The 24,621-nt window shown below is 42.2% G+C and carries 17 protein-coding genes; 5 read left to right on the forward strand and 12 right to left on the reverse strand.

From position 1 onward, the window contains the following. Nucleotides 1-22: 22 nt before the first annotated feature. Nucleotides 23-2,641 carry a putative PEP-binding protein gene (locus AC4II3_RS18680; RefSeq protein ID WP_488015742.1) on the reverse strand — a complete coding sequence of 873 codons (2,619 nt, stop codon included), beginning with the start codon at nucleotides 2,639-2,641 and terminating at the stop codon, nucleotides 23-25. 278 nt (nucleotides 2,642-2,919) lie between these two features. On the opposite strand from AC4II3_RS18680, the gene AC4II3_RS18685 reads away from it, so the two are divergent. Next, nucleotides 2,920-3,609, forward strand: coding sequence for a ComF family protein (locus AC4II3_RS18685; protein WP_488015743.1), 690 nt, complete (start codon nucleotides 2,920-2,922; stop codon nucleotides 3,607-3,609). A gap of 160 nt (nucleotides 3,610-3,769) precedes the next feature. Here AC4II3_RS18685 and AC4II3_RS18690 read toward each other — a convergent pair whose 3' ends face one another. The 6 genes from AC4II3_RS18690 to AC4II3_RS18715 form a co-directional block, all read right to left on the reverse strand. Next, on the reverse strand, nucleotides 3,770-4,354 hold the full coding sequence (locus AC4II3_RS18690) for an acyltransferase (protein WP_488015749.1): 585 nt from the start codon (nucleotides 4,352-4,354) through the stop codon (nucleotides 3,770-3,772). Nucleotides 4,355-4,572: 218 nt separating this feature from the next. Next, on the reverse strand, nucleotides 4,573-5,970 hold the full coding sequence (locus AC4II3_RS18695; protein WP_488015745.1) for a GH39 family glycosyl hydrolase: 1,398 nt from the start codon (nucleotides 5,968-5,970) through the stop codon (nucleotides 4,573-4,575). A 3-nt stretch (nucleotides 5,971-5,973) separates the two neighbouring features. Next, on the reverse strand, nucleotides 5,974-8,001 hold the full coding sequence (locus AC4II3_RS18700) for a GumC family protein (RefSeq protein ID WP_488029200.1): 2,028 nt from the start codon (nucleotides 7,999-8,001) through the stop codon (nucleotides 5,974-5,976). A 160-nt stretch (nucleotides 8,002-8,161) separates the two neighbouring features. Beyond that, the gene (locus AC4II3_RS18705) at nucleotides 8,162-9,490 is read right to left on the reverse strand and encodes an O-antigen ligase family protein (protein WP_488015926.1); all 1,329 of its coding nucleotides are present in this window, start codon (nucleotides 9,488-9,490) and stop codon (nucleotides 8,162-8,164) included. Between the two features lie 487 nt (nucleotides 9,491-9,977). Beyond that, nucleotides 9,978-11,417, reverse strand: coding sequence for an oligosaccharide flippase family protein (locus AC4II3_RS18710; protein WP_488015928.1), 1,440 nt, complete (start codon nucleotides 11,415-11,417; stop codon nucleotides 9,978-9,980). A 96-nt stretch (nucleotides 11,418-11,513) separates the two neighbouring features. Further along, complete coding sequence (locus tag AC4II3_RS18715; RefSeq protein ID WP_488015937.1) at nucleotides 11,514-12,476, reverse strand: glycosyltransferase family 2 protein; 963 nt, start codon at nucleotides 12,474-12,476, stop codon at nucleotides 11,514-11,516. Between the two features lie 1,588 nt (nucleotides 12,477-14,064). Between AC4II3_RS18715 and rbp the strand changes: the two genes are divergently transcribed. Both rbp and rpsU read left to right on the forward strand, forming a co-directional pair. Next, a complete protein-coding gene (gene rbp, locus AC4II3_RS18720; RefSeq protein WP_488006722.1) occupies nucleotides 14,065-14,367 on the forward strand; it encodes an RNA-binding regulator in 303 nt (100 codons plus the stop codon). A gap of 821 nt (nucleotides 14,368-15,188) precedes the next feature. Further along, nucleotides 15,189-15,389: a 30S ribosomal protein S21 gene (gene rpsU / locus AC4II3_RS18725; protein ID WP_070394310.1), complete on the forward strand. Its 201-nt coding sequence runs from the start codon at nucleotides 15,189-15,191 to the stop codon at nucleotides 15,387-15,389. Between the two features lie 229 nt (nucleotides 15,390-15,618). On the opposite strand, the gene AC4II3_RS18730 is transcribed toward rpsU, so the two are convergent. From AC4II3_RS18730 to AC4II3_RS18745, 4 genes are all read right to left on the reverse strand, one after another. Next, the gene (locus tag AC4II3_RS18730; protein ID WP_488006724.1) at nucleotides 15,619-16,560 is read right to left on the reverse strand and encodes a glycosyltransferase family 2 protein; all 942 of its coding nucleotides are present in this window, start codon (nucleotides 16,558-16,560) and stop codon (nucleotides 15,619-15,621) included. Between the two features lie 169 nt (nucleotides 16,561-16,729). After that, on the reverse strand, nucleotides 16,730-18,712 hold the full coding sequence (locus AC4II3_RS18735; RefSeq protein WP_488006726.1) for an HAD family hydrolase: 1,983 nt from the start codon (nucleotides 18,710-18,712) through the stop codon (nucleotides 16,730-16,732). A gap of 771 nt (nucleotides 18,713-19,483) precedes the next feature. Further along, nucleotides 19,484-20,374: a WecB/TagA/CpsF family glycosyltransferase gene (locus AC4II3_RS18740; RefSeq protein WP_488006728.1), complete on the reverse strand. Its 891-nt coding sequence runs from the start codon at nucleotides 20,372-20,374 to the stop codon at nucleotides 19,484-19,486. A 363-nt stretch (nucleotides 20,375-20,737) separates the two neighbouring features. Then, nucleotides 20,738-21,106 (reverse strand): EamA family transporter, encoded by a 369-nt coding sequence (locus AC4II3_RS18745; RefSeq protein ID WP_293043125.1) that lies wholly within the window; start codon nucleotides 21,104-21,106, stop codon nucleotides 20,738-20,740. 136 nt (nucleotides 21,107-21,242) lie between these two features. Here AC4II3_RS18745 and AC4II3_RS18750 point away from each other — a divergent pair, with 136 nt between their 5' ends. Together AC4II3_RS18750 and obgE are read left to right on the forward strand one after the other, a co-directional pair. Next, the gene (locus AC4II3_RS18750) at nucleotides 21,243-21,944 is read left to right on the forward strand and encodes a Mo-dependent nitrogenase C-terminal domain-containing protein (protein WP_488006731.1); all 702 of its coding nucleotides are present in this window, start codon (nucleotides 21,243-21,245) and stop codon (nucleotides 21,942-21,944) included. Between the two features lie 146 nt (nucleotides 21,945-22,090). Continuing rightward, complete coding sequence (gene obgE / locus AC4II3_RS18755) at nucleotides 22,091-23,119, forward strand: GTPase ObgE (protein ID WP_488006733.1); 1,029 nt, start codon at nucleotides 22,091-22,093, stop codon at nucleotides 23,117-23,119. Between the two features lie 53 nt (nucleotides 23,120-23,172). On the opposite strand, the gene AC4II3_RS18760 is transcribed toward obgE, so the two are convergent. Beyond that, a partial coding sequence (locus AC4II3_RS18760) for a serine hydrolase (RefSeq protein WP_490722865.1) occupies nucleotides 23,173-24,621 on the reverse strand: 1,449 nt, incomplete at its 5' end.

Below are 24,621 nucleotides of genomic sequence, written 5' to 3' on the forward strand. Positions count from 1 at the left end.
TTGTAAGCAAAGAGAAAATTATTCAAATTGAGGACGAACCTGCGGAATGTGGGTTGCCTTTTACACCCAAGCCTTTTGACTTATTTCGTGCTGCGTCCAAGAGTAAACGTTGCTCAGCACGGGTAATTGCCTGGTAAGTCGCTTCCACATCTTTAACATCAACAGAAATCGAAGTAATTCCCCACTGCACCAACAGATCAATCAATTCCGGATCCTGAACCGTAGCTTGACCACAAATTGAGCAAGGAATACCAGCTTCTTTTGCCATTTCGATTAATTGCTGAATTGCTTGTTTGACCACTGGATGGCACCCTGCCATCAGTGTTTCCAACTCCCTCTGTTCCCGATCAGCTCCTAGTAAAAGTTGCGTCAAATCATTAGTACCAATAGAAATTCCTTGAACACCTGCCTTAACATAGTCTGGTAGCAGAAACAACACAGATGGCACTTCTGCCATAATCCAAAGTTGAAAATCAGGATTATCAGTAAGTCCTACCTGTTCTACCCGACGGCGGCAAAAGGTAAACTCTTCCACAGTACGTACAAAGGGCAAAATCAGCCGTAAATTCTTGCAGCCGTAAGCATAAACCTCCTGTAAAGCTGCCAGTTCCAAATCAAAGCTAGCTGGGTCACTCAGATAGCGACGAGTGCCACGTAGACCGAGCATCGGGTTAACTTCCCCTTCCGTTACCAGGTGATCCCCACTCAGGGATGGAAATTCATGGGAGCGCCAATCCGTAGAGCGATAAAATACAGGACGTGGTGCCAAGGTAACCGTAAATTGAACAATTAACTGAGCCAAGCGTTCTACCAACTCACGCTCATGGCCCTGTCTTTGCCACTGACTCGGGTGCAGATTATTCAAAATCTCCAACATCATCAGTTCTGAACGCAATAACCCCACTCCATCCACTGGCAAACCCACAATTTTTTCTAGGGAGTCCAGCTGGCTAAGATTAACCAATAATTGAGTAGCAATGGGGAAAGTATTTTGAAAGTTGAAGGGATGAAAGTTGACTTTTGCTTCCCTTTTTCTTAATTCTGAGCCATGCAACTTTTCAACCGGAAACCCTTGCTTAGTTCCTAGTCGATAAACTTCTCCCTGTCCCCCATCCACGAGTAGAGACTCGCCAGTTTCTATGATTTGGGTAATACCAGCCGCACCCACAACACAGGGAATACCAAGTTCTCTAGCAATAATCCCAGCATGACTAGTTATCCCTCCTTGTTCAGTAATAATAGCGGCTACGTGCTTGAGCCCAGGTAGCCAGTCAGGAGAAACACTTTGGGCAACCAAAATTCTACCAGATAGAATTGCTGAGACGTTTTTGCCCTGACCCGATATCACATGAGCAGTTGCTGTAACTCTTCCTGGTGCTGCGGGTAATCCTCTCACAAGCATAGGCGTGATGGATGGGTTGACAGTGTGTTCACTAGAGTTGCTCCCAATGGAGTCCGATGAGGCTTCAAGCACATTAGGTCGGCTACCCACTTGTACAGACGTAAACCCCTTGCCGTAGGAAGTAGTAGAACCAACAGAGTAAGCTAGTTTGGAAGCATGATGTGACGGTTCAAGCCTCAACAGGCTAGCATCCCACTTCTGCCCAGTTTGAGGACTAAATTTCGTAATTTGTAACTCTGGTTCTGAGTTTTCTGAGGTTTGCCATAGTGTCCACTCTAGAGAAAAGGTAGGACTAATATCAGCCACTAGACGCTGGCTGATAGTAATTAACTGTTGGAGGTATTTGTCCTTTAGGGTGTACTGTTTTTGTTGCTCCTCACTGAGTAGATGGGCTTGCACACTGTTCTCAGTTAGTGATAATGAGTCTGGTTCCAGATACAACCCATAGGCACGGCTTTTACGACCCAGTCGTGAGGCTAGCACAATACCAGTTTCGATCTCAATTTGGTAATAGTCTGGCACTACTTCCCCCTTCGCCAATGCAGTACCTAACCCCCAAGTCGCTTGGATGTAACCCTCAGTTTGGTTAATCTGGAGTGTACCAGAAGCGATCGCATCCCACATTGGTTGTATCAAGACTGCCAAATTGAGCTGCTGAAGACCAATACTATGCCGTTGCCAGTAAAATAGACTTCTGGCGCGAAATAGTTCTGCCCAAACCTGTTTTAAAGACACTTCCATTGCTAGTGGTTGCCTAGGGCAAATATAGGATCCCAAAATTTTATCTGGTAAGGTTGACAAAATCTGGGGTTGATCTAATCTTGCCACTCCAGTTTCCCCAGCGTCCTCCTCCATTCCCGACCCTGGTGATGTCATGGATAAGGAAGGGTTAAAAATTGCTGCTGGGGCGAGTGTAGTTTCTGCTATTTCCGATAGGGTTGATGCCAACACAGAAGCTAAAGTCGCCCCTTGAATTTTGTGACGAATTTGCTGAGCCACTTGCTGTAGCTGGCGAGGATTGTCCACATCTACGTAAAGATAAGAAGAAGGTAAATCAGCTAAGAGGGGTTCAGACTCACCTAAAATTGCAATAAATTCCCACAATGCCTTTGCACTCACCACAAAGCCAGGTACAACTGGATAATCCCGTTGCAACAGCTGACTTAAGTTAAAGGCTTCATTGCCCACAAAGGGATACTCTGAAGGTTGAATCAGATCAAGAGAATAAAGATTATCCACAAATCGCCGCCTAATCCTGTTATTGCTTCGGGATTTTGGCATCATATCTCGAAGGCATAATATCTCTTACCATTTATCACGTCGTATTCACATAAATCGTTAATTAAAAATTGAGTCTCAACCAAGAATGATAAGTAGTCAACTGGACATGATATTATTAATCCATCAATAGCTTTGCATCACGGTCTTAGAGGCAGAAAACGGTAAAAATACTGAGGGATTCTCATTGTCAGTCTTGGCATCTTGAGAAATATCATGCCAAATCAATCTCCAAAATTATGTTACAGGGAATTGAGACCCTTAAAAAGGGTCTATTAAGTCTGTTTCTGAAATCGAACTGTCCCCTATGTGAGCGCCCTGCCACTGATGAATTGTGTGATTATTGCGAGCAGCAGTTACTCCGCTGCCAACTTGACAAAAATCAATTTTTATGTAATCAAAATCTCCCACTATTTGTCTGGGGCAATTACGGTGGTCCATTAAAACGAGTACTCGCTGCCCTGAAATATGAAAACCAACCCCAACTAGCACATCCCTTGGGCCATTGGCTGGGTAAAGCTTGGTTAAAATCCTCAGCCACCCGTAGCCAAAAGCAAAAATTAATAGTAGTTCCCATTCCCATGCACCCTACAAAACAGCAACAAAGAGGTTACAACCAGGCAGAGCTGATTGCCCAAAGTTTTTGTGAATTAACTGGTTACAAACAAGCACCACTGGGTTTAGAAAGAGTCCGGGCAACTCAACCTCAGTTTAGTTTATCTGTCCAAGAGCGAGCGCAAAACCTAGCAGATGCCTTTATTATTGGTAAACACTTTCTCAGACATCATAGCACCTCACCCGTACTAATCCTAGATGATATCTACACCAGCGGAGCTACAGTCCAATCAGCCACCACTACCCTCAGAAAGCATGGAATAACCGTACATGGGTCAGTTGCGATCGCAACATCTAGACCATCGGTAAAGTAATGACAAAATGTGGGTCAGTTGATGATCGGGTGATCGGGTGATGGGATAATAGGGTGATCGGGTGATGAAAATCTATAGATTTTCCGTCAAATTTGATTACTGAAGCAATGCTCTAGAAACAAGAAAGCCTGACAGTACCAAAGTTCTCAGTCACAGAGTCTTACTGAGCAGTTAGTACTAACTGCTCAGTACTTACTGGTTTGAAATGCTTCACAATTTGCTGGGGATTCCCAATAACTACCACGCCGGGAGGGACAGACTTACGAACCACGCTGCCTAAACCTACCACACTATTTTCCCCAATGTGTACCCCTTTCATCACCGTAGCTCTGGCTCCAATCCAGACATTTCGCTCAATCACAATCTCAGCTGAAACCTTTGGTCCTCGAGGACAGTGACGCAGGTGGGGTTCTAGGTTATGGTAATCGCTATCAGCAAGAAACCAGTCAGAAATTAGACATTCATCTCCCACGGTAATTGAGTACTCGCAACCTATACAAGAACCATTAAGCAGTACGCTTGAACCAATATGGACGTTACCAGAACCATAGATCAATACCTCTTTATCCAACCGATAACCTGAGCCAATCACTACCTTAACGCTACCTGCTACCTCAAGAGAACCTTTGATCTGCACTCCTTTGGCAAGGGTGAGATTGGGGTATCTAAACTGATAGTATAAACGCTTAGCCTCAAAATAAAGATTAGCAATAAATTTGAGAAATGGGTGATTAATCTGCTCCATGACACGAAATTGGTGAATCAAAAGAACTAGTACTCTGTCAACCTAGTTTTGATAGTTAGAGCAAGCTGTTAGGTGTTAATTTTGAGTGTAATGGTGTTCGATTAAGTGGAATAAGGCTTCGGTGAATCTTTGTCACTAAATTTTTTTCAGTTCTGTTGTCTAATACTTCTAGTACTTAATACCTAATGCTATCATGCCTAATCCCTAATCCCTAATCACTAATGACTCCAACGCAGTAACACAAGAGAGTAAGGATCCAATTTCAGGGCTGAGTACTTCAGTGTCCTTGTTGCTAGGGTACTCCTCTTGTCACCGTCGGCATCCAAAGAAAACATGTCTAGGCTTTCAGTGTCGGGCAAATCCAGTGCTCCCTCAATCCTGATGCTGGCACTTTTGTCTGATTTATTGATCAACAATAGCGATCGCTGTTCATTGGACTGCTTTATTGCCATAGCCTCCACAAACTCATCGCCGCTCTCGGTATACATCACCTCCCCAGTCAGGTACTTGATCGCCCAGCGAAATACAGTTGCAGCTGGTCGCAGATTATTATTGTGGTCGATCATGCCGTAATACATATCCTTGAGATGCCAGGAGGTAGCCATGTCAATGCCAGCGTCAGCTAAATGTTTGAATACTGAAGCAAACCAAACCGCTCCGACATGGGTATTCTGACGGTCTTCACCAGAGTTCCATGAGTAGTTGATGTTATATTCTCCCAAGAACAATGGTACTTTTCGATTTGGAATGTATGTGTCTACTATCTCGCGAAAATCCTCCACCTGCCTCCGATACTCTGGTGTGTAGGACATCAGTTTGTCTGTGGACTCCTTGGGATTGCCACTGGCGTAACGATGCCAGGAAATGAAGTCTACATTGGAAGCACATTTCTTCAGAAAATCTTCTAGTCGGTTAGGATCATCCCAAGTCAAGACTGGTCCTCCCACCTTGATTGAGGGGTCTACAGCTTTCATTGCCCTTGCCACTTTGTTGTAGATTTCCCACAGCTGATCCAACTTACCGGCTTTTTCATAAGCAACATCTTGTTCATTTAAGGGTTCCCAGTAACTAATCTGTCGTTGCTGCTCTTCATTGAGAATCTCCACCAGTTGAGCACAGAAGGTAGCATAGTTGTCATACTCATTTGTGGACAGTAGACCATCCTGATCTGTAGCCATCCAACTAGGCCAGCGGGGAATGTTTTGGATAATGGTAGGCTGTTGGGGATAAGAGGCATCGTAGCAGGCTTTAATTTTTGCCTCGTCCCAGGTTTTGGTAGCTCGGTTCGTCCAACGTTCGCATAGATCGATATGGTGAATCCGGATTAACCTGATATCCAGTTCCGCCAGATGCTCCTGGAAATCCGAGTCTGATGCCTTTTCGAGAATAGTAATTTCGTAGTCGTTGGAGCCAAAGGTGAAGGATGTAGTTTGTGCGACTTGGTTTTTCCAATCCACCCTAACTTTAGTGTTAATTGACTTTCCGGACAACCACAAATTTTGTATTGGTGATGCTCTTACCGAATTAGTAGCGCTTTCGTCCTCAAAGAGTCTTGGTAAGAGGAATGCGATCGCAGCGCCAGATACTGCTAGCTGGAGTAATGTTCTACGTTTCATCGCTTATGACTTCACTAAAGTATCACTGGATCTGTACAAGTAGGGTTTGGACTTAGTTTCTACCCCATTCACCACTAAACCCAACAGTTGAGCATTGTGCTGAGCCAGTTGTTCCAAGCTGTCACTGACAAAGTCACGCTTACTAATCTCAGGTCGAACAACAAACAACAAATTACCGATGACAGCAGCCATCAGGGCAGTTTCACTGGTCATACTGACCGGAGCACTGTCAATCAAAACATAGTCATAGTCACCCGATTCCTCCGCAGTAGCTAGGCTCTGCTCAAATTTCCCCTGAGTCACCAGCTCCACAATTTTGCCTTTTTTGTGGGAGGTAGGCAGTAAGTCAAGACTCGGTTGAATCTTCACCGGCTGTCCGGGTTTGAGGGGATCATGGTGATGACCTAAGCGTTGAGAAAGGGTTGCCTGTCGGAAATCTCCATCTACTACCAAGACCCGAAACCCTAAATCTACCAGAGCTCTCGCCAATCCCAGAGTGACAGTAGTTTTGCCTTCTGAGACCATCGCGCTAGTAATCAAAATGCGACGGTCCTCTCCAGAGCGTAAGCTAATCACCGATGCTAGTCGCTGAAACTCTACATCCGTTTCTGTACCCAGCTCTAATCCCATACCAGCGTGTCTCAGATGAGGGATATTGACCACCATCGGGAACTTGATTGCCTTTAGATCTTTCGGGCTCAGCAGTGGGTTGCGCCGTTCTAGCAGCAATACCAGCGCTATACTACCCACTGCCGATGCCAGAAAACCATTAGCTATGATTAACAACTTCTTTGGACCAGCAGGCTTCTCGTCAACAGTGGGAGGGTCAAGCACCTGTACATTGGGATAAGCACTAAAAGCATCAAGATTGACTTGCTCCATTTGAGCAACTAAACCGTTATAGACTCCCGCAGCCACATTGTACTGTCGCTTTAGTTCCAGCAGCCTAGACTGATGGACAGGAATCACCGTTAAAGTACTTTTGATCTGGTCAATCTGCTGCTGTAATTGCTCAGCCTGTTGTTGTTGACCACTAGCAGCACTTTCCGCCAGAATCAGTTGCTGGATTAACATTGCTCTTCCTTGAGCACTATCAGTAAGCGTCGGGTCTACTAACGTATCACCAGCTGCTAGAAAGATGTACTGCTGAATCTGCTGCTGCAACTGCTCACGTTGTAGCAGCAGATTTTGGATCTCGGGATGAGCATAGGTATAAGTAGTTTGAGCTTTGACCAAAGTCGCTTCCAGTTCAGTCAACTGCTGCCGCACAAACTGGTAATCCCGGTTTTCTGCCAGACCTAGAGAGCGGATTGCTTGCTTAGGAGTAAGACCCAAACGAGTCGATAGGATTTGAAGCTGATGTTGACTGGCTTGAGCTTGAGCTTGAGCCTGAGCTTGGCTAATACTCAGATCAGTAATTGCCCTCACCAGTCCTTCAGTTTGGGCTTTGCTATTCACTAAACCAGAGGATTCCTGAAACTTTGCTAATGCCTCCTGAGACTGATCCAATTTTTGCTTAGCTCGCTCCAGCGCTTTCTTATTAAACTCAACCCTAGTGGTACCATCTGCTTGACGTAGTTCATTCAGACGCTCCTGATACGCACTGATCAGTGCCTTGACTCGATCTCTTGCTAATTTTGGACTATCCCCAGTGGCATTCAACCAGATCGTAGTCGATTCCTCGTCAGGAGATACCGCGAACAACTTCTTGTATTGAACCAGCCTTTTAAAATCCGTTTTCTCTGGGTCAGACTCCAACAAGCGGCTCATCAAAGCATCACTGTTTAGAATCGATGCCTGCATATTCAGAGGATGACTCTTGGTCGCCAATTTAGAATCCCCCTTAGTTAATGACCCAAGGGTTCCTAAACTAGCTTGTAACTTGCCTGTTTCTGGTAGAATTAGCTGTGCTTTAGCAATCCAAAAAGGCTTTAATAAAGAAAAGGCTCCAAAGCTAGCTGCCAGCACCAAAGAATTAAAAACTAATAAAATTGTCCAATGTCTATTCAGAATTGCAGCTATTTTTTTCATAATATATATTCCTAGAAATTACAATATTACTTATATAAACTATAACTTTATATCAATTTATTAATGCCAATAATTAATCTAAATCAACGTTTTTATAAATAAAAAAAATTTATTTAAATAAATAAAAGTCTAATTTTTTTCAATTTTACCTTTTCCATTTTCAAGTTCTGCCAGATAAGTGCTCCCATCGAGAGACAAACTGCTCATTTCGCTGTATTTCGGCAAGAATTGCCCCTAACCAGACCCAAAAATACCACAAATACACTGTCATCCAGCTCAAGGGTGTTCCGTTGAGAAGCATGTACAAAGCCACCAGACTTGCAAATGCCCACTGGCAATGATGGTTACCACGAATCGCTGGAGTCCAAGTATTCCAAAGGGTTGAACCTAGGGCAGCTAGAAAAAAGATAAAGCCAATGATGCCGTGCAAATAAAGAATTGAGGCGTAAGTTGAAAAGGAACCCAAAGCAATGTCGTAGATATACCATTTGACTGAGCCTTGTATAATTCCCCATCCCATCCAGGGGCGTTCTTGCCAAGCCTCAAGGGTTTTAGTAACCACCAGTTCGCGGTCTTTCGAGGATGCGGCACGAGCACTATTGAAGATTTCTAGAGGCTTTTTCAGTAAATCACTTAAGGTCAGACCTCCCAAAAAAGCACAAAGTAATGAGCTTAATGAACCAATCCATAAAGAACCTTGACGAGCCAAACTGCTGCGGAAGCAAGCTGTAATCACCAATGCCATCACAAAGGAAATCCAGGATAAACGACTAAAACTAATTAGCAGAGCGGTTAAACAACCCGCTACGGATACTTGACGTAAGCGCCGGTTTTCTTCACCCAAGCAAATGAAAAAACTTAGAATCGAACACACCCCTACAATCGGGGGGTCCGGGGTGTAAAGAACTGTCCTGGGTAACGGGATACCAAAAAAAGGTTGGAACTCAGCAAATGTAACTAGCAAACTCATAGCACCTCCGGGAATCAGACGCGCTAAGGGCGGTACAAAAGGTTCTTTGCCTAATCCCACTACCAGCATGACCATCTCAATGGCGATAGTCACTAAATATCCTGTTGCCATCCAAGCTACAGCACGGGTGACCACCTTAACCCTGATGACATGCCAAAACGGTAGGAGCAGTGCGGCAACAATTAAACAATAGCTCTTGAAAAAAGTTACGAAGGTAGCAGCAATTCTCTGCAAGGCAAATCCTACGTCATTGAGACCAAACGTAGCAGTCCAGACCATGACTAGAGCCATACCTAACCAACCCCAGATACAAACGGGTATTGATACCCTAGTGAGTTTATCGATATCAAAGTTTACTGCTAACAAACCAACAACTACCGCTGGGTAGAAGAGTGTTTGTATTCCCGATAACCACCAGAGCGGTGTTAGCACAATCACCCAGTAAATAACTTTTTCTGGAAATGACATGGCACCCAGTTTAAAGTTTCTGGTCTGGAAATCTGGTATGCTAGAAGTCATAGTTAACAGTCCATACTTTGATATTTTAGAGCACGTTCATTCTATGAGAGTGATTCAAATTTGCTAGCTTCGTTCGTTTATAGTGTTGTTTTGGTTGTTATTTGTCATTTTTTATTTCTATTGATCGCTCCTCCGGTGTGCTTTCCGTTTCCATAACACTATTGTTTGATAGCGTTTATCATACTTATGATGTACAGTCATTTTATTCCCCCCTGATTAAGGAAGAGGGAATTCCTACTCCCTCGGTGCGCTTTCCGTGATGGCGAGCAATCCCTTGACCGTAGGTCACGCTACGCGAACGCCATCACGGGTCGCACCGCTCCCTACAATCAATGACTTTTTACATCACTCAAGTGATAATTGCTATATATTAGCAGCCACAATAACATTGTGCCTATTGAATGCCTTAATTTAGATTAGAGAAATTACCGATTAAAAAGTGAATTCGGTTAACCTAACCTTCAGTAAATTTACTGAATTTATTAGCTTATAACTGACTTTTGCCTAACTTTGTCAGCTGATTAGCCAATTTTCCTAGTAGAGACTGGTAACTAAAAAATTGTTTGGCAGCGATGAGGCGCATACAGACGATATAGAGACTAATAAATAGGAATGGCTTAAGGATTATTGGTAAACCTAGACAACTCACAATTGCTAGCAGTACAATCAGAGCAGCTTTAAAGCACGGTAGTAAAAACTTAATCAATGGCCAACCTAGTGCTCGGCAAGCTACCCACCACCAGTAAACTGTCCAAACAATTCCTAGCACGAAAGTAACTGCAATTCCCACCCCAAGTATTCCTGCTTGCTCAGCACCAATAATAAAGCTCAAGAACGCTACGGGAGCAATCATAAGGTTAACCTTGGCATTAATCCCAGTTCTGCCTTTTGCTGCAAGCATATTAATCAGTGAATTATTGATCAGCCTAAAGTAAGCAAACACAAGTAACCAAGGAATCACCTGGCAGGCTGGCACCCACTTCTGGCCAAATATCATAGAGATGAGCTGATCGTCTACCACTAAAAAAAATAAGGCGTATAGAGGAGCCCCCAGGAAAGCCATTTGTTCAACCATTGTGACTAGAACACTTTGCTGCTCTTCGTCATTCTCTAACTGGGCGAAGGAGGACATTCCTACCTGATTAATCACCTCACCCATTACAGTGTTAATTGTCTGGGTCAATTGGTAAGCAAAGTTGTAGTATCCCAAATTAGTATTACCCAGCAGTTTACCAATTACAAAGTTGTCACCATTGGCATTTACATAAAATCCCAAACTGGAGCCAGTGGCACCAAAACAGAACGACAAGACTTCTGAGCTAGCCTGTGGATCAATCTCTAAGCGGAATTTGTGTTCTACATGACGACGACTAATCCAATACTCTATAACCCGAAAAGCAGCATCTCCCACCGCAAATGACCAATAGCTCAAACCGATAAAGGCGCAACCAGTGGTAGAGACTACTCGCACTAAGGAGGCGATTATGGTAGCATGAGCTATTTGCCGATACCTCATCTGTCTAGTGAGTACTCCCTGATAAACAGACTGGATAGAAGCCACCAGCAGATTAAAGGCGAACACGACCAGAATCCCGACCAGGTCTGGTACACCGAAAAAGTTAGCCGCTAGGGGGGATATCGCCACCATTGCCACTGCCAACATCAATCCCCTGGCAATAGCAATTGTGTATGTTGTATTTAAATAACGCTGGTCTTCAATGCCCTTGTAGACAATAAAAGAGTTGATGGTGCCTTGGGTGAACAAATTTAGGAAAGACCAAAAAATATAGGCAACGCTAATCACCCCAAATTCAGATGGCAACAGCAACCTTGCTAATATCAGGTTACTTAGCAATACCAGCAGACGTGTCCCGAGGGCTCCGTATGTTGTCCAGAACCCACTTGTGAGTAACGAGCTGAGTTTCATGAGGTTAGCAAGGTTTGGAAAGGACAAAAGACTTGTATTTCAAAGGCTTACACGTCAAAGGCCAATGACCAATGACTCATGACTAATACAAAATTTTTAGTTGTTTGCTGTATATTCTGCAGAGCCAAGCGATCGCTTAATCACCAGCTTCGCTAGTGGTGCCAGACGTACAGCTACCAGCGTCAGAAGCGATCGCGGATCACGATAGAAGATTGAGCTATTCGCAGCTAAGGCTTGGTTGATAAAGTGAACAGCTTTAGCTACATCACCAGCAGTTAGGGATAATCGAGCTAGGTAGCGATACATATAGGCGTATGCCGTCGGCAATACTTTCTCTACCAATTCTGGAGAGCGTTGATAAGCTGCTGTAAGTACCTGTTCATGAGAATGCTGCATTTGTGTTATGTTAAAAGAAAGTCCAGAAGGACGAACTCGGTAGCAACACAGGACTTTTGGCTCCCGATGAAAACGCCAGCGTCCCGTAGCTGCAATTCTTAGCCAGAAATCTATATCTTCTGAACTCCGTAACCCTTCGTCAAATTCGCCGACTTCATCAACTAGACAGCTTCGGAATACACCATTAGAACCATGACCAATAAAATTCTTGCACAGTAGGGCTAGGAGTGGGTCAGACATAACTGGCTTACCACTCAGACGTATTATCGTGGGACTTCCATCATCACGGATTGCTTGTGAGGCACTGTAGACAACCCCTACCTCTGGTTCACGATCCAGTACAGCCACATGGTTAGCTAGTTTGTCTGGCTTGTAGACATCATCTGCATCAAGTAGAGCGATGTAGCTAGCACGAGCATGACGGATGCCATAGTTACGAGCCGATGAGAGTCCTCCATTGGACTTCTGCAATAACTGAAAGCGTGAATCTCGCTGACAAAACGGTTTAACCAGTTCAGCGGTATCATCAGTAGAGCCGTCGTCAACAATCAGGACTTCAAATTCTTGATAAGACTGACGCTCAAGAGAAACTAGCGCTTCCGAAATGTAGGAACGAACGTTATAAGCAGGAACGACAACACTGACTTTTGGTGAAGTAATCATTCAAAACTCCTATCTCTAGGTGATGGGGTTAAAAATATCTTTTTCAATCTCTCATTACCCAGTCAAATCCTACTGACTTACTTATTTTCGTTAAATTTTACTATCTATAGCCAAACCAAATAGATCATGAAACCCAATGCTGATTTCTCATCAAAAAAAAAAATGCTTGGTTTTTTTTAACTGTTTCTTGTTGGCTTTTAATATCAATCCTATTTTAAAATGAGATTTGAAAATGAAATAACTATTAATTTGTGATTTTATAGTTATTTACTAAATATAAGTAGGTAATTACTTCAGGAAAAATACTTGACTGAATTTAATTGGCTTGACGTTAAAAAAACTTTTTAAAAATTTACAGAATTTATATAATTCAATTATAGTGTCAATAATTAAAAATATTTTCCGAAATATTTCCGATTTTTGATAGTAATTTTTAATTAAGTAAAATCTCGCAAAAATCCGTATAATTGCGGTATAAACAATATATATAAAATACATAATTTGGCTAAATTTTATAAAAAATTTGATTTTGCTTGCCTCACTTGATAAGCAGGGTAAGCGCAAGAAAAAATGGCTCATAATGTGCATTGGCTGGATATCGGTTGATCGTGGCTCGAAACCCCTATAATCTCTTATAACTGTACTCGCAATAGAGTGAATTTGTTGAGAATGACGCGGTCTTTTCATCAATAAGGATATGCTTATTGCTTCTTGCGCTTACCCTGACTTGATAAGGGCGGTAATGGTGGGATTGCTTTTAGCTTTTGCCTTCATCAATCAAGTTATACCAATTCGTAAAATTACGGCTAAACATCAATTTAATCTCCCCATCTCACCATCTGCATCGGTAGTCTAGCTTTGAAGAATTGGTATTAATTGATGACCCACATTCTGCACTACATTGTGTAGTTCTAAAAGATTACTAATTTTCGGGATTTTGCGATGGGGCTTACGCCGCCTGAAGGGCTAATCGCAAATCGTTGACTAATTCTGAGTATTTATACTTATTCTGAAAAGCCAAGATTAAGATACAAATATATTTATTAATAAATAAATAACTAAATTGCATTCAAAAATAAACGGTGCTACATTAAGAAATGCTAAAAAATACCCCATCCTTGCTCCAACTAGATGAAATAAAAAGTTACAAAAATTTACATAGCTATAAAAACTTTGGTTCGGCTACTGATCAGCGAAGGGTTACAACCAAATGGGCTGATCAGCAACACGCTGATAGCGTCCGCCAAAAGCTCAGGCCCCAATTCAGTCACCTTCCCTGCTTTATCGAGATTACCGGCTATAATGAAACGGTTGTGAGGGGGGAGGCCACAGATGAGGAGTGGGTATGAAAAGTTTTTTCAAAACTGGCAACTATGCAATTAAAATGCACAAAAGGTTGATTGCACAACTTAATTGCACAACCCAAGTAGGAGGTTAATCACCTTAATGTCTATGTTATCATAAAAGGCGAGTATAGGTATCGGTTGCAGTTTTTGTTTTCAGTGTTGACAGGTTTCTTCTGTTTCATATTGCTAAGCATGCCTCCGAAATTTCTATCTCTACATAAATCAAATTTTGGAGATATTGTATGTCTGTCTACGTTGGTAACCTTGCACGTGAGGTGACAGAAGAGGATCTGAAATCTGTGTTTGAAGAATATGGCCAAATCAAGCGAATTCACATGCCCACCGATCGCGAAACAGGTCGCTTAAGGGGCTTTGCTTTTGTGGAAATGAACACAGAGGAGGAAGAAGCGAAGGCCATTGAAGAGCTTGATCGAGCTGAATGGATGGGGCGCGAGCTCAAAGTCAATAAAGCCAAGCCTCGGGAAAAAAGAAACTCATTTGGTGGGGGCGGTCGCAGAGGTGATAGCTTCTCTCGTCGCTACTAAGCTCGCTTTGATCTAAATCAAAACCCAATTCTCAGGTCTGAGGGCAGGGCAGGGGTTTTACCCCTGTCAAGTTCTGCGCTGCGCGTCAGAATTTGGGGAGTAATCCTGGTAGGGTAAAGCAAACCCGAACTATAGTTGAAACATACTAGTGTGCTTAGGATTGCTGTCTATAAGTGGATTGAAGGCATCTTAAACTCTTTGATTCAGACAAGTATGAACGTTTTAGACCTAGAGTAGGAAAACCCAAATAGGTAGTGTTCAGATCGAGAATCACACTAGTTTTAGTGTGTGAGTTAAGCAACAATATCGTTAATTCGGTATTGCTGAATCAAGGAATGAATATGAGTGGGGTCGGCATCCTGGCTGCCCGAAAATATTGAGAACGGGCATCTTGCCCGTTCCAAATAACTATTCAAATCATTCCATTATTAAGCAACGCCATTAATTCCACGGCTCATAGCTAAAGTCAGTTTTAAGCGATATATTGTAGCAAACTCTGCAGGCTGAAGCGTGGAAATAAACCATCACAGTTCCCTTGACAAGGAGTAAGGAAAAAATAAGGAGTTTGAGAGCTTGCTTTTGGCAGGCTTAATTCGGATTTCCTTGCCATAGACGAGTGCAGGCTATCCAGGTGCAATATTATGATTTTTAACGGACTTGAGATATGAGCCATTCGTTTTAAAAACTGGCCGGATGCCAACACCTTCCGTCAGTTGTAGGAGTTTTGTCAGTCAATCAGAGGTTTGCCCTGTCCTGTTCTTATGGGATGAATGATGACTTGTTATTCGACCACGGAAGCGATCAAAACAGGAGGACATTGAATGACCCAAGTGGTGGTTGGTGAAAATGAGCACTTAGAATCAGCCCTACGTCGATTTAAGCGAAAAGTCTCCCAAGCTGGCATCTTTGCTGATATGAAAAAGAATCGTCATTTTGAGACATTTGCACAAAAACGCAAACGTAAAGAAATTGCGAGACATCGGGAACGTCGAAGACTCCGAAACCGTAGAAGACGGTTCTAGCAGGGTAGATTGCTATATTAATTTTTTAGATCCACTCCGGTAGCATCGTTATTGTAAGGCGTGGGTAATAGGTAATAGGTAATGGGTAATTGGCAATTGTGATTACTCCTTTACCATTACCGATTACCCGTTGCCTATTCCCGTTACCCATTATCCAAAACAACCTTAGATTATGAACACTACAAATAACAAACGACAAAAGTGGACTTGATGTAACCTGATTTTTTGCTCAAGTTGTTAATGGCTGAGGATTCTTAGTCAGTAAATTTCGCAACCAGCGTCGAGTATTGGGAGAGAGTAGCCACATACCGAAGTACAAACCTATATCCATAGGTAGGGGTTTGCCACAGCGAATGGCTTCCCACAGAAGGGGAAAAAATGCCTTCCATTCACCAGCAAAGGCAGCTCTTGAACTTACTTCTGTCAAGATAAAGGATGCGTAAGCACGGGGTGTGACTAAGTCTTGTACTTTTTGAATCCAGTTTAATGAATTCCGCCATTGAGTAGTTCTACTCATACTAGAACGGTTGTCTCCTAAATACCACACTGACAATGCTTCAGTCACAAACTCAATTCCTACCTCTTCCAAAGTAGTCGCCCGTAACAGCCAGTCCCAATCTTCGTGAACCTCACCGCTGCTCCTGGGTGGGATTTTTTGCAATAACTCTTTGGATGTAAGAATAGTTGAAGCTTGAATTACTGCTTCTCCCTGGAAGAAGGTATTGCGAACAAACAGATATTCACTCATTGCTTCTGATTTAGAGGGAATTCTTCTCGGCCAAATGGAATCGTCTTGGGGAGTCCGAGCAATTAGGTAACAGCTGACAATGGGGTATTTGTATTGGGAACGATTAGCAGCTTCCAGTTGCAGTTCCAGTTTTTGGGGCATCCATTCGTCATCATCATCTAGATGAGCAATCCATGGGGCTTGAGCTGCAGCAACCCCCGCCCTCCGAGCGGCGGTGCAACCTTGATTGGTGGGCAGTTCAATCACCCTTAGCCGGGAGTCATCCACTTCTGCAAGTGAGGCACAAGTAGCCTCATGCTGACCATCTATAACAACAATGACTTCAATTTGACTAAGGGTTTGAGCCAGAGCGCTTTGAACAGCTCGTTTAACTAATTTTGGTCTGCGATAGGTAGGTATTACGACACTAACTAAGGGGTTCAAGGTTATATCCTCCTGATGATATGTGAACTGAAAACTGTCTGCTGATTAGAAATCCTATGATATGATTAGCAAAATTTTGCAAAACAATAACCAGTTTCAGGGACTGATTAAGCATTGCTCCCCATATTTGGGAGGTTAGGGGAGGGAAACCAAATAAAATTCGTAAGTCCTAAAAGGAATAAATATTAGCTAACAATCTCTTTATATAGCCCCTACGCCAATAGGATGATTTGAATGAACTGAATAATTTATCAAATCTCAATACTAGTAGGGGGATATCAGTGGGAGGTTTAGCAATATACCGTTTATCGTTAATATTTCCAAAACTTTCAGAATGCTCAATATCACCTAATTTTTCTGCTTCATAAAGAGTCGGATTTTTGAGAACTCTATACAAAGGTTGAGTTGCCATTTTTTTGAGGGGCTTAATGAAGGGATAGTTTTGGATATATTTTTGGTATTGACTAATGAATTCTAAAGCACCCTTTTGAATAAGTAAAGCTTTTTTTCTATCCTGTAAGCTGAGGTCATGTTCATCAAGGACTGGCTTAACCTCTTGTCCTATACAAGCATAATTATGAACACTGCCATGGGGAGCAGCATGGATAAACTCTAAAAATGGTAAGCATAGCTTTACTAGATTTTTGTAATATTTCGGCTTGCCTAAATCAATTAGATAACTAGACATATCCATTCCTTGTTTGCGATTTTTTTTTGCCTGTCTAAGTATTCCAAAGTAGTATCCTTTAATTTCTATATTTTTATCTATTTTTTTGAGCAGTGTAGATAGAGAATACTGCATTGTTCCATTCCAACCTATATCTACTATTGCTATTCTTTTTTTATCTAATAAACCAATAGATTTTAGGTAATTTAAAAGATTTATTCGTTCAGAGCATGCTAACTGTAAAATTTCACTAGCTAGTAATTTATACAACTTATTTAAGTTGATATAATCTTCTTGAGTTTTTACTTTTTGATGACTATCTACAAAACCAGCGCTTTGAATTTCTTGCCGATATTGGTTAGGGTCAAGATCAATTCGCTCTAAAAACTGTGAAACTGTTAAGATACTCGTTCCACTCGCTAAAAAATCCATGGCTACATCGTTTAATTCAAAGATGCTAGGAATATTGAGAGCTCTTCTTGAGGCATACATATAGTCTGCCCTTGGACTATTATCTCTATATCCGGCTAGTAGGTAATAAACCTTATGCATGATATAACCATCACGGGATAAGAAGAAAATTTTGTCTATCCCATCTTTAGTGGTTGCATCTAGCAACCAATTCATGAAACTCAAAAAAAGGATCCCAACATTCTTAAACCCGAAGTTATACCAAAAATCCTCTTCGTCACTAGTATTATTATCCTGAGTATCACAATAATACTGATTGATAATGGTTGCTAGATAAAATGAACTGTCAAGAGATTTAGTTTTGTTAACCAGCTTATGAAATTTTTCCTTTTTAAACCAATAACTTTTGATAAATATATGTCTTGAATTTTCATAAAAATAACTTAATAAGCCATTGGCTTTGGCATTCAACACATCGGACTGATAATTATCACCAATGTGAAGAATATGTTCTGGATTACATCCTAGCTGTTTAACAACATATGGATAAATATCTCCCACAAATTTAGTTTTGCCTATAGCAGAAGACAAAAATAGTTTGTCACTCTGATCATAGCCTGCGGCATGAAGAATTTTATTAATCACCGATAGGGGGAGATACATATCTGAGATAAAAATAATCTGTTTATGATTTTCTCGACAATAGTTATAGACCGAAAAAATAAATTGATTACGTCGGCAAACATCCCCTTCGGTTTCTATTTCAATTTTTTTTAGTATTTGTGCGGTTTGGTCATTAAGTCCAAAATCTTCTACCAAACACTCAAATATGGTATCCAAGGTAACTTCTGAAGCCTGTTTTCGTCTCCAGAGTTTTTCCCTAGATTTTTTTTCTGCTTTTTGCCTAAGCTTAGGATAATTTGGTAATAACTCGGAATGACAATGCTCATACTGTTTTTGAACCAGTGCAAAAACATCACTTGGCTCTAAAACATTGCGTATAATTGCGGTATCAAAGATATCAAAAGATACGTATTGGGATGTATTGATGATCTTGGCTAGTGTGTGATCCATCTGACCTATCTTGAAACTAAGCTGCTAAAAACCTAATCCAGTGTTGGGTTTCCCTTGCTATATCTATGTGTTCCTAACTACTCTGATTTTCCTATTCAAGGAAAAAGTAAGGAGAGATAAGGAGTTAAAGGGACTAGCATTGAAAAGAGTAATTAAAAAACGGGCAATAAAAGCATTGCCCTGGCTAAGTGAGAAATCTCAGACTATCTAATGACAGAATTCCCATTAGTGGAGAAAAAGTAACACTATTACTCTCAAGCATAAAAATTATCGATCATGAAAGCAGTGTCTTTGTGGAAACTCTAAAACTCTCTCCCTATCTTGGAAGGTTGGTGAATTACCTCTGTTGTGCCTATACAATTGGGATATAACCATACACTACATAAGACCCCCAGCTTAGCTCTAGGCTAACTGGGGGGATGGTGCCAAGGTATTCACAGCATTTTGGCTATGTAAATAGTGATCAGTGAACCGACACCCTCAAATACCGAAATATACCAAGTGCTTTGTAAATGTCAACCGTAGCTAATCGGCAAGTGATACTAAGTTGGGATCAAAGATAGTATCTTCCTCAAAAGGTGATGGGGTGATGGGGTGATGGGAAGAAAGTGCTGAGTATAAATGCAACTTAGTATCACTTGGTATGAATCACGATCATGGTGGTTTTGCACCATGACTGAGACTAAATTAATAAAATTAATTTTTTCAGTTATTCTGAGTTTACTAGCTAGAACTTACTAACAGCTGCAGATCAGGTGCATCCTGATTTTCCTAGTTCATTCCCTGAGGTAATGGTGAAAGAAGGCTTACAGGCTCGTCTAAACTGTGTTTTTGTCCATTTAGCATGTACCCCATCTTCTCTACTCTCAAAGGTTGTGCATAAAATTTAGCTAGAGCAAGTTGAAAGAAAAAGGCTGGATTACCGAGTAAGTAGCGAGCTGCGAGACGTTTGGGTTCACGGGATAGGCGATAAAGCCACTCTCCACCAAGATTGGAAATAAATTCTGGACAGTCAGGAACCAAACCTGCCAATCGGTCGATCACTGCACCACCAGGCATGAAGACATTGACATTAAGACGACTACGATGCTGCCAAATCCATTTTTCTTGAATTGGCATACCCATGCCTACCAATAAAAGATTAGGTTTTGCCTGGTTGATTTTATTAATTATCTCTTCATTTTGTCTGGGGTCTTCTTTATCAAAATATCCATGGTGACCATCGACAACAATATTGGGGTATTGTTCTCTGAGGTTATTAAGGGCTGTTTCTAGATGCTTAGGCTTTGACCCCAACAGAAATATTGAAAAACTATTTTGGTTAAAATTATCCAGTAATTTGGGCATTAATAGTGTGTAAGAGGCGCGGTATTTTTGCGATAAATTGTACCCCATAAACTGAAGGGCTTTTAAGATACCCATACCGTCACAATGGGCGATTTCTGCACTTTGGATAAATTCATAAAACCAGGGGAGCTGCATCGAAAGATTAAAACTATGTACGTTGTAGTTAGCTACGGTTATTTTTATGTCTTCAACGCAAGCGGCATGAATGGCGTCTACAATCCTAGGGACGGTTACACAAGATATTCTACGCTCTAGCAAATGTACATTAATAGCAGGTAAATAATCTAATTCATTCAGTTTATTTTTTATTGCCATTGCCGTAATAGTTAGAGTAGTGATTAATTACAGTATTGCTACCGGTTGTCCGCGATCGCGTTTTCACGATGTCCAAATTATGAATAAGTTATGTGTGTCTATCACAAGTAGGACTTACGCAGCTGATCGAGAAATTAAGGTTTTAGGCAATAGGTAACTTCGGCTCTGGCAACAGAGCACCGGCAATAGGGAATTACAGCAGTTTTACAGATCTGATTTTACAGATCTGAGTGGATAAGTCTTGAGGAGGTAAAAACCTTGTATGCTTGGATGGTATCCCCTAATTACCCCCCTAAAAAAGTCGGGTACACAAGAGGCTTACATCCATGGTCTTGACAAATGACTAATGGACTAATGACTAACTTATCTTTTCCAAATTACCAACATTACACCGCAGATAATCACACCCAACCCCACGGCACGACTAAGGGGGATGGTTTCCTTAAAGAAAAAATAGCCCATCAGTACGGAGAAGATGTAAGTCAAGGATACTGAAGGACCAGCAACGCTAAGATTTACCCTGGTCAGCAACAAAATGTATGCGAGTGCCCCTAAACCATAACAACATAACCCTGCTAGGATCTCTGGGGTCTTGGGTATACTGAAAATTTGATCTAGCCAATTGCTAGCGTTAACTTTTTCCAGCTTTTCGGCTCCAGTTTTGAGCAAGAACTGTCCAGTAGCACTGGTTAGGACTGACATTAAGAAAAGAATAAATTCTGCTAGAGTCACGAATATCTCAGAATTACAAGTGGTCGATGCTTCTTAATCCGATTGCTATTTTGATGTTATGGGCTTAAACCTTATGGAGCGATTAGTTATTGTGATTTCTCCTAAAATAGTGTTAGGAGATTGATTTTAAGTATTTATGGCTATTTCTAGCTCTGCTACCTACACCGAAGAACAAATTTCAGCTTGGCTGCGGGGTTTATTTGCCGTTGCCTGGGCTGATGGTCACTTTGACCCAGAAGAACAAGAGGTTATGGCTCAAATCACCCAAGAGACATTGGCTCCTGGCACTGATTTGCAGTCTTTTGATAAACCCATTACTCCTGAAGAACTGGCAGCAGCTTTAGGTAAGGATAACACAACCGCAGAGAATTTTCTACGAACTGCTGTAATGGTAGCCTTAGCAGATGGGGTGTACTCTGCGACTGAAGCTGATGTTCTAGACCAGTTCTGTGAAGCACTAGGTCATAAGGTTGAGGCTCTTGAATCACTGCAGGTAACTCTTTATGACGCTAAGGCAACTGAGCAAAGGGATTCTGTTGATGCGTTAGCTCAAGAACCAGGAAGTTCTGACCATCCCCATTCGGATATTCTACAGCCAATGCGGGATTGGTTAGATGGTATGGATGTTAATGACCCACGGGTCGCTCGATTTATGTGCAAACTGATTCCTTCTCAGTGTCCGTTTGAACGGGACGTAAAGCTATTTAATCACAAAATCGTCCACATCCCACCGATGTGTAAGCTTAATCCTCTCTATGATCAGTTAGTTGGCTTACGCTTCCGGGCTTTATCTTATTTAGCCGATGATTGTGGTGAAGATGTTTCAGCATATTTATAAGTGGTGATTAGTGGTTGGTGATTGGTGATTAGTCATTAGTCATTGGTGACTAGTCATTAGTCATTGGTGATTCTTAGTTAGATTAATTAAGGGAAATGGGTTCAACTGACTGATGTCAAGAACAAACTAAGGACTAAGAACTAATTATGCAATTTATCGATCAAGCAGAAATTGAAGTTGTCGCTGGTAACGGGGGCGATGGAATTGTGGCGTTTCGGCGGGAAAAGTATGTTCCTGCTGGAGGACCGGCGGGGGGTAATGGTGGTCGGGGGGGTAGCGTGATTTTCAATGCTATAGAGCATCTGCAAACGTTGCTAGATTTCAAATACGCCCATTGCTTTCGAGCTGAGAATGGGGGTCGGGGAGGCCCTAATAATCGGACGGGAAAAAATGGTAGCGATCGCATTATTGAAGTTCCCTGTGGCACGGTTGTCTACAATGCTGACACGGGAGAACTGCTGGGGGATTTGGTGAAACCTCGGCAAATGCTGTGTGTTGCCAAAGGTGGTAAAGGAGGTTTGGGAAATCGGCATTTCCTGAGTAATCACAATCGCGCACCAGAGCATGCTTTACCTGGACTACCAGGAGAGGAATTGAGGTTACGCTTGGAGTTGAAGTTACTGGCGGAGGTGGGCATTATTGGTCTACCTAATGCTGGTAAGTCTACTCTGATTTCAGCACTCTCAGCCGCACGACCCAAGATAGCCAATTACCCCTTTACCACTTTGATTCCGAATTTAGGTGTGGTTCGTAAACCAACTGGGGATGGTACTGTATTTGCTGACATTCCTGGGTTGATTGCTGGAGCTCATCAAGGTATTGGTCTGGGTCACGACTTCCTACGTCATATCGAACGCACTCGCTTGTTACTGCATTTGATTGATATTACTGCTGCTGACCCGATTGCTGATTATCAAACGATTCAACAGGAATTACAAGCCTATGGGAGAGAATTGCCAGAGCGTCCCCAAATTCTTGCCCTTAATAAGGTAGATGCGGTTGATCAAGACATGATCGATGAGGTGTCTACTTACCTAAATCAGCTGACTCAGGTACCAGTTTTTTCGATTTCAGCTGTTGCTAAAATCGGCTTGGATGCTTTGTTATCGAAAATCTGGCAATCTCTAGATCAGTTGTCAGTGGCACATTCCTCAAAGGCAACAGTCAACCTTTAACAGTGAACTTTCAAGGTTTAACCGGTAATTAAGAAATGACTAATTATTAATGGCTAATTATTCAAGTAGTCATAGACTTGTCGAGAAATGGTGCGAATCAGTTTTTCGGCACTGCTATCATTAAAGGGGCGTTTGACCATTACGGTGATAATGTAACGCTTGCCATTGGGCATTTTTACTAAACCTACATCGGCCAGTAGTCGGCCAAGGGTGCCAGTTTTATGGGCAATGGTGGCACCATTACCTAGTCCTTGGGGTAATAATGTGTTGGTTTTGGTTTGGATCATGATATCGATCAGGTCAGTACGAGATTGGGGAGAAATCCACTTACCTTGCTCAAGGTTAAAAATCAAACTAGCTAGTTCTCTTGGGCTAGTGGTGTTTGTTCCTGGCAAATCTGGTAGGGGGTTGCGCAGTACGGTTTTTTTCAAGCCCCAAGAGCGGAATCGTTGATTGAGAACTTGGATGCCACCAAGACGTTCAATCAGCATATTCGTAGCCGTGTTATCACTAATAGTGATCATCTTGGTTGCTACTTCCAGAGCTTTGTACTGTTTGCCTGGTTTTTGATATTGCATGTTTCCAGAACCACCAGCAACCATCTCTGGTTTCATGGTTATATATTCATCTAAGAAAACTTTGCCTGCATCTACATCCTGAAAAAAAGCAATTAGAATTGGTAACTTAATGGTGCTAGCAGCAGGAAAAATGAGACGGCTATTTGATTCTAGGAAAGCACCGGTATCAAGATCATGGATGAAGATTCCGGGTTGCAATTGGGGGTGTTGCTTTACTAGAGTTTGAATTTGTTTTTGTAAGGGAGATTTGTTGAGCAGCAGGGGCGTCAATTGAGAACTAATTGTCTGACTCAAAGTCTGCTGGACTTCAATTGGAGCATTGTCTGTGGTTTTGGTAGATGGTTGGCTAGCAGTACCCAAGCTGGATAATACGGTACCTGCGATCGCTGCGAGACCAATTCCCACAATCAGCAAACGGATAATCGAAATCCATAGCCTGGTAGAGGAGTTTTCGGAACGGCGCTCTCGGCGAGTTCTCCGAATTTGTACAGATTGGTGATTCGGTGGATTGGGGAGGGGTAGTCTAGCCTTTAGCTGGTGTGCTCTGGAGGAGTTAGGGGATAAATCAGCAACTAATTGTGGCTGAGGACGTTGCCGAATTGGATTACGAGAATTGGTTATTGTGGGCAAGGATGAGGACGCTCGTGTAGCAAAGGGATTGAGTCTTCTACGAAGGTTTGGTAACTGGGGTGTTCGGTATGCTACCCTCATCTGGGATTGACTGGAGCGAATTGTAGAAGGGTTTGGTGAACGGGATAGACGAGCACGGGTACGGGGCGTAGGTGGCGGGGTTGACCGAGATTTATGTGATTTTGCGGATGAGCTTTGGCGGCGCGTTTTCTGTTTTGGTTGGGATTTGGAGGGTTTAATCTCCTTAGTTTGTGGCTGTTTAGTAAGGTGGCGACGCGGGCGGCGGCGGGAGGA

Source organism: Moorena sp. (assembly GCF_982860115.1).

Bases quoted from the DNA above. Each gene is read 5' to 3' on its own strand.
- obgE (WP_488006733.1), top strand. From the start codon at position 22,091: ATGCAATTTATCGATCAAGCAGAAATTGAAGTTGTCGCTGGTAACGGG.
- AC4II3_RS18710 (WP_488015928.1), bottom strand. From the start codon at position 11,417: ATGAAACTCAGCTCGTTACTCACAAGTGGGTTCTGGACAACATACGGA.
- AC4II3_RS18695 (WP_488015745.1), bottom strand. From the start codon at position 5,970: ATGAAACGTAGAACATTACTCCAGCTAGCAGTATCTGGCGCTGCGATC.
- rpsU (WP_070394310.1), top strand. From the start codon at position 15,189: ATGACCCAAGTGGTGGTTGGTGAAAATGAGCACTTAGAATCAGCCCTA.
- AC4II3_RS18685 (WP_488015743.1), top strand. From the start codon at position 2,920: ATGTTACAGGGAATTGAGACCCTTAAAAAGGGTCTATTAAGTCTGTTT.
- AC4II3_RS18735 (WP_488006726.1), bottom strand. From the start codon at position 18,712: ATGGATCACACACTAGCCAAGATCATCAATACATCCCAATACGTATCT.
- rbp (WP_488006722.1), top strand. From the start codon at position 14,065: ATGTCTGTCTACGTTGGTAACCTTGCACGTGAGGTGACAGAAGAGGAT.
- AC4II3_RS18715 (WP_488015937.1), bottom strand. From the start codon at position 12,476: ATGATTACTTCACCAAAAGTCAGTGTTGTCGTTCCTGCTTATAACGTT.
- AC4II3_RS18690 (WP_488015749.1), bottom strand. From the start codon at position 4,354: ATGGAGCAGATTAATCACCCATTTCTCAAATTTATTGCTAATCTTTAT.
- AC4II3_RS18750 (WP_488006731.1), top strand. From the start codon at position 21,243: ATGGCTATTTCTAGCTCTGCTACCTACACCGAAGAACAAATTTCAGCT.
- AC4II3_RS18700 (WP_488029200.1), bottom strand. From the start codon at position 8,001: ATGAAAAAAATAGCTGCAATTCTGAATAGACATTGGACAATTTTATTA.
- AC4II3_RS18740 (WP_488006728.1), bottom strand. From the start codon at position 20,374: ATGGCAATAAAAAATAAACTGAATGAATTAGATTATTTACCTGCTATT.
- AC4II3_RS18705 (WP_488015926.1), bottom strand. From the start codon at position 9,490: ATGACTTCTAGCATACCAGATTTCCAGACCAGAAACTTTAAACTGGGT.